Here is a 4,570-nt window from a genome sequence, read left to right as displayed (position 1 = left end):
CCCCGTACCCCGGCCGCGCCCCTACTCTGACCCCCATGACGGCCACCCCACGGCATCCCGATGTCGAGACCGCCCTCCGCTACCTCGCGGCGGTGGCCCGCCGGTCGACCGCCGAGGAGTTGGCGCGCTTCCTCCACCCGGACGTCGTACAGCACGAGTACCCCAACGCCTTGGCCCCCGAAGGCGCGGTCCGCGACCTGCCCGGCATTCTGGCGGCGGCGGAGCGGGGGCGCGCGACGCTAGCCGAGCAGGCGTTCGATGTCATCGAGGCGGTCGGGGGCGGCGGCACGGTCGCCCTGGAGGCCCGCTGGCGGGGCACGCTCGCCGTACCCGTCGGTTCCCTGCCCGCCGGGCACGAGCTGCGGGCGCACCTCGCCGTGTTCTTCGGATTCCGCGACGGCAGGATCCTGTCCCAGCGCAATTACGACTGCTTCGACCGCCCCCTCCCCTAGGGGGGCCGGAAGCCTGGTTCGGATCAGCCGGTCGTCGGTCCGGATGTGCCGCTGACTGACACGCGGTGGGCGTGGACCGCCCCTTCCCACGCGGTGGGCCGACCACAAGGGTCCGACTGGCCGCCGATGCCGGGTGCCGGCTCCTGGCCTCCCGCCTCACCGCCAAACAAGGCGGCGACGCACCCGGCTTCGCCGGCGTCATGGCTCGCCCGCGCGTTCCCCGCGACGTAGTCGTCCGCGCACGAGGCCGGACGTGGTCCCGTCCGGCAAGGCGTACTCGTCGGGCGCGATCGGTGAGTGTTCGCGCGAGCGCGGCGTCCAAGCGGTGATTTCGGGATTCCGGTCCCGGCGGACCAGCGCGGGCACCGGCGGTTACGTAGCGGCAGCCGAGTCCCTCCTTGCCGGACGAAGTCGCCCCGCTCAACCGGACGGCGTGACCGAGGACGAGGACCACACGCCGAACCACTGCTCGGCGCCGTACTCCTCGAACCGTTTCACCTCGGTGAACCCCAGCTTCGCCGCGAGGCGCATCGCACGGTCATTGGCGGTCCGGGTACAGAGCACCACCGGTTCGCCGGGAAGCACGGCGGCGAACCGGTCGAGTACCGCTGCGCACGCCTCGGCGGCGTAACCGTATCCCCACGCCTCCGGCAGGAACACGTAGCCGAGTGTGGCTTCACCGGCTTCCGGACGCACGTGACCCGGACGCTCCGCGCCACGAGGATCGAGCGTGACCATGCCGATCATCGCCCCGTCGAGGTCGACCACGCAGAGACCACGGCGCCGTCCGGGCACCCCAGGCATCACACGTGCGAGCTCATCACGCGGTCGAACACCACCGACGTGGGTGCCCGCCTCCGGCGAGGCGAAGAGCTCGACGAACTCCGCACGATCCCGGGCCTCGGACTCGCGGAGCACGAGCCGTTCGGTCCGTATCGGGGCGGGTGGCCAAGCGACGGGTCCGCGTCCGGTCATGGAGGCAATCCGGCCACACCTGTCGACCCGAGCGGAGCCGGGAGCCGGGGAGCCGGGCAGCTGAGAAAGACCGACGCCGAAATCGATTCCCCCCCGATCCAACACATGGCACTCTTAAGTTCACTCTACTGAACTCAAGGAGACGCATGTCCATCGTCACCTCCCGCCTCAGGAGTCGGCTCGACGCCGCCGCGATCGACCCTTCGGTGCACGCCCTGCGCCCCGACTACCGGGCACTGCTGGTGGCCGCCGAGGGGCTCCGGCCCGGGCCGAGTGACGCCGCCGGCGAGCGGCTGCTGGCGGCGGCCGAGGAGGGCGCCCGCCGCCGCTTCGCCGGCACACCGCCCGAGGAGCACCCGCATCTGGCCGCCTGGCGCGAGGCGTTCCGCGCGTTCGGCGCCAAGCCGCAGCGGACCCGGCCGAGCGCCGAGGCCCTGCTCCGCCGCGTCGCCGTGGGCCTGCCGCGAGTGGACCGGCTCACCGACGTCTACAACGCGGTCTCGGTCGCCCACGCCGTACCGATCGGCGGCGAGGATCTGGACCACTACATCGGCGCGCCCCGGCTGGTACGGGCCGCCGGCGACGAGCCGTTCGAGACCATGGCGGGCGGCAAGGCCGTCGTCGAGCACTGCCCGCCCGGCGAGGTGGTCTGGCGGGACGACGCGGGCGTCACCTGCCGGCGCTGGAACTGGCGCCAGTGCACACGCACCCGGCTGACGGAGACCACCACCCGGGCCTTGTTCGTCCTGGACGCGCTCGGGCCGATGAGCGACGCGGAGCTCGGCGCGGCCGGGGACGCGCTGGTAGAGGCGCTGACGCAGACCAGCCCCGGGGCGGTGGTGGCGTCCCGCCTGCTGACCGCGTGAGGCCTCCCGGCGACCGGCCGGCGAGCGCCGGTCGCCGGCCGGGAACCCGCCCCGGGACCGGCCGGCCGTCCCATACCGCGGCGATCCCGGCTTCGGCCGCCCCGCGGGCATGGCCGCCGGCGGGTCGGCGGCCCGTTCGTGCCCGTGCGGCCGCGGCAAGCAGGCAGGCAGGCCGTCGAGGTGTTCAGTGCCCGTCGGGCACCCGCTCCAGGACGAAGACGGGAATGACCCGGTCGGTCTTCTTCTGGTAATCCGCGTAGTCGGGGTAGGCCTCGACCGCGCGCTCCCACCAGAAGGCCTTCTCCTCGCCGGTGACCTCGCGGGCCGTCATGTCCTGCCGCAGGGGGCCGTCCTGGAGCTCGGCCCGGGGGTCGGCCTTGAGGTTGTGGTACCAGACCGGATGCTTGGGGGCGCCGCCGAGCGAGGCGACGACGGCGTACCGGCCCTCGTGCTCGACGCGCATCACGGGCGTCTTGCGGAGCTTTCCGCTCTTCGCCCCGCGCGTGGTGAGGACGACGACGGGCATGCCGCGCAGCGTCGTCCCCTCCGTTCCGCCGGAGCTCTCGTACTGCTCGACCTGGTCCCTGACCCACTGCTCGGGGCTGGGTTCGTACTCGCCTTTCAGCGGCATGTGCGCTGTCCTTTCCGTTCCGTCTCCGTCGGTGCTTCCGTCGTCTCCGTCGGCCCGTTCACGGCGGGCCGACGGTCGGACCGCACGGGCTCAGGCATACCCGCCCGGCACGGGAGTTCACCGTGTGCCCTCGCGTCGGGACGACCGGGCGGGGCCGGGAGCGTTTTCCCGGCCCCGCGTGGTCATCCGGCCCGCGCGAGGGCGGGGCGGGTTTCAGGCGCGGTCGCGGCGGGCCAGGACGGTCAGGCCGCCGGTCGCGGCGGCCACCGCGAGGAACGTTCCGAAGGCCGTCGTCCCGGCCGGCAGGCCCACCGCGTCGCTGAGGAACCCGGCCGCGACGGGCAGGGTGCCCGCAGGTACGTAACCGCCCACGTTCAGCGCCGCGTTCGCCTCGGCGAGCCGTCGGGCCGGGACGCCGCCGTTGAGCAGGGAGAGTCCGCCGAGCTGCCCCATGCCCTGGCCGGCGCCGGCGAGCAGCACGGCGGCGGTCAGGAGGACGGCCGAGGAGAGGTGCACGGCGGCGACGAGGGCCGCCATGGCCAGCACGGTGCCCACGGCGCCGGCGAGCAGGATGCCGTCGGGGCGCAGCCGGCGGACGGCGAACTGGACGCTGGTGGCGGCGAGGAACATCACGAAGGCCATGGCGCCGGCCACCATCCGGTTGGTGGTGCCGAGGAGGCCGGAGAGCAGGGACGGGCCGAGGGAGAGGACGAACGAGGTCGCGGTGATGCCGGGGGCGAAGACGGCGACGCCCCTCAGCAGGTCGCCGCCCCGGCCTCGTGGGACGCCGGGCACCCGGATCCAGGAGCCGCCGCCGCCCCCGGCCGGCCGCGGGAGGGGCATGCGCAGGACGACGGCCAGGGCGAGGGCGAGGAGGACGGCCTCGACGGCGAAGACGGTGACGGTGGGGGCGGGGAGGGTCTCGGAGAGGACGCCGGCCAGCAGCGGGCCGAGGCCGGCGCCGAGCGCCATCGCGGTGGAGGCGAGGAGCGCGGCCTGGCGCTTGCGCGCCGGTCCGGCGACGTCGGAGACGGCCGCCATACCGGCCGAGACGACCGCGCCGACGGCGATCCCGGCGAGGAGGCGGGCGGCCATCAGGGCCGCGACGGAGTCGGCGGTGGCGAAGATCCCGCAGGCGACCGCGGCGAGGAGCAGGGCCGGGACGAGGACCGGCCGCCGGCCGATCCGGTCGGAGAGGACGCCCGAGACGAGGAGCGAACCGATCAGGCCGACGATGTAGCAGGCGAAGACGAGGGTGAGGGTTCCGCGGGAGAAGCCGATGTCCCGTTGCCACAGCGCGTAGAGCGGCGTGGCGGCGTTGGACAGGACGAACACGGCCGTCACGGGCCAGGCCGCCGCCCACACCCACCACCCGGGGGCGGCGGCGGGGGCGGGGGCGGCAGCGGCCTGGCGGGCGGGTCGTGTGGCCACGGGGGCGAGCCGGATGTCCGTCACCGGAGCTCCTTTTCGGAAGGCGGGGCGCGCCCGGGCAGGCCGGCGCGCCGTCGGCGGCACCCGGAAGGCGCCGCTGTACGAGTTATTTCGAACTTAGCATGCGGTACGATCAAAGTCGTACAGTCGGCGTTCGATGCTGATCGCCTCGCCGATCACCCGCGATCGCCCCCCCCGATCGCCCCGCGATCGCC

Annotated in this window: 5 protein-coding genes; 2 read left to right on the top strand and 3 right to left on the bottom strand. The window is 74.2% G+C overall.

Features of this window, described 5'->3' with window-relative positions; translation table 11 throughout:
- Positions 1-35 precede the first annotated feature (35 nt).
- Complete coding sequence (locus ACSNOK_RS30970) at positions 36-452, top strand: nuclear transport factor 2 family protein (RefSeq protein ID WP_436784121.1); 417 nt, start codon at positions 36-38, stop codon at positions 450-452.
- A 420-nt stretch (positions 453-872) separates the two neighbouring features.
- On the opposite strand, the gene ACSNOK_RS30965 is transcribed toward ACSNOK_RS30970, so the two are convergent.
- Positions 873-1,427 carry a GNAT family N-acetyltransferase gene (locus ACSNOK_RS30965; RefSeq protein ID WP_436784120.1) on the bottom strand — a complete coding sequence of 185 codons (555 nt, stop codon included), beginning with the start codon at positions 1,425-1,427 and terminating at the stop codon, positions 873-875.
- A gap of 146 nt (positions 1,428-1,573) precedes the next feature.
- Here ACSNOK_RS30965 and ACSNOK_RS30960 point away from each other — a divergent pair, with 146 nt between their 5' ends.
- On the top strand, positions 1,574-2,293 hold the full coding sequence (locus tag ACSNOK_RS30960; RefSeq protein WP_436784119.1) for a B3/B4 domain-containing protein: 720 nt from the start codon (positions 1,574-1,576) through the stop codon (positions 2,291-2,293).
- A gap of 184 nt (positions 2,294-2,477) precedes the next feature.
- Here the strand turns inward: ACSNOK_RS30960 and ACSNOK_RS30955 are convergent, their stop codons facing one another.
- On the bottom strand, positions 2,478-2,924 hold the full coding sequence (locus tag ACSNOK_RS30955; RefSeq protein ID WP_436784118.1) for a nitroreductase family deazaflavin-dependent oxidoreductase: 447 nt from the start codon (positions 2,922-2,924) through the stop codon (positions 2,478-2,480).
- A gap of 213 nt (positions 2,925-3,137) precedes the next feature.
- Positions 3,138-4,379, bottom strand: a complete 1,242-nt coding sequence (locus ACSNOK_RS30950; RefSeq protein WP_436784117.1) for an MFS transporter — start codon at positions 4,377-4,379, stop codon at positions 3,138-3,140.
- Positions 4,380-4,570: the final 191 nt, after the last annotated feature.

It is taken from the genome of Streptomyces sp. URMC 126 (genome assembly GCF_051386555.1).
Lineage (GTDB): Bacteria > Actinomycetota > Actinomycetes > Streptomycetales > Streptomycetaceae > Streptomyces.
The sequence above is the reverse complement of the archived record's forward strand: the minus strand, read 5'-3'. Positions and strand labels throughout refer to the sequence as shown.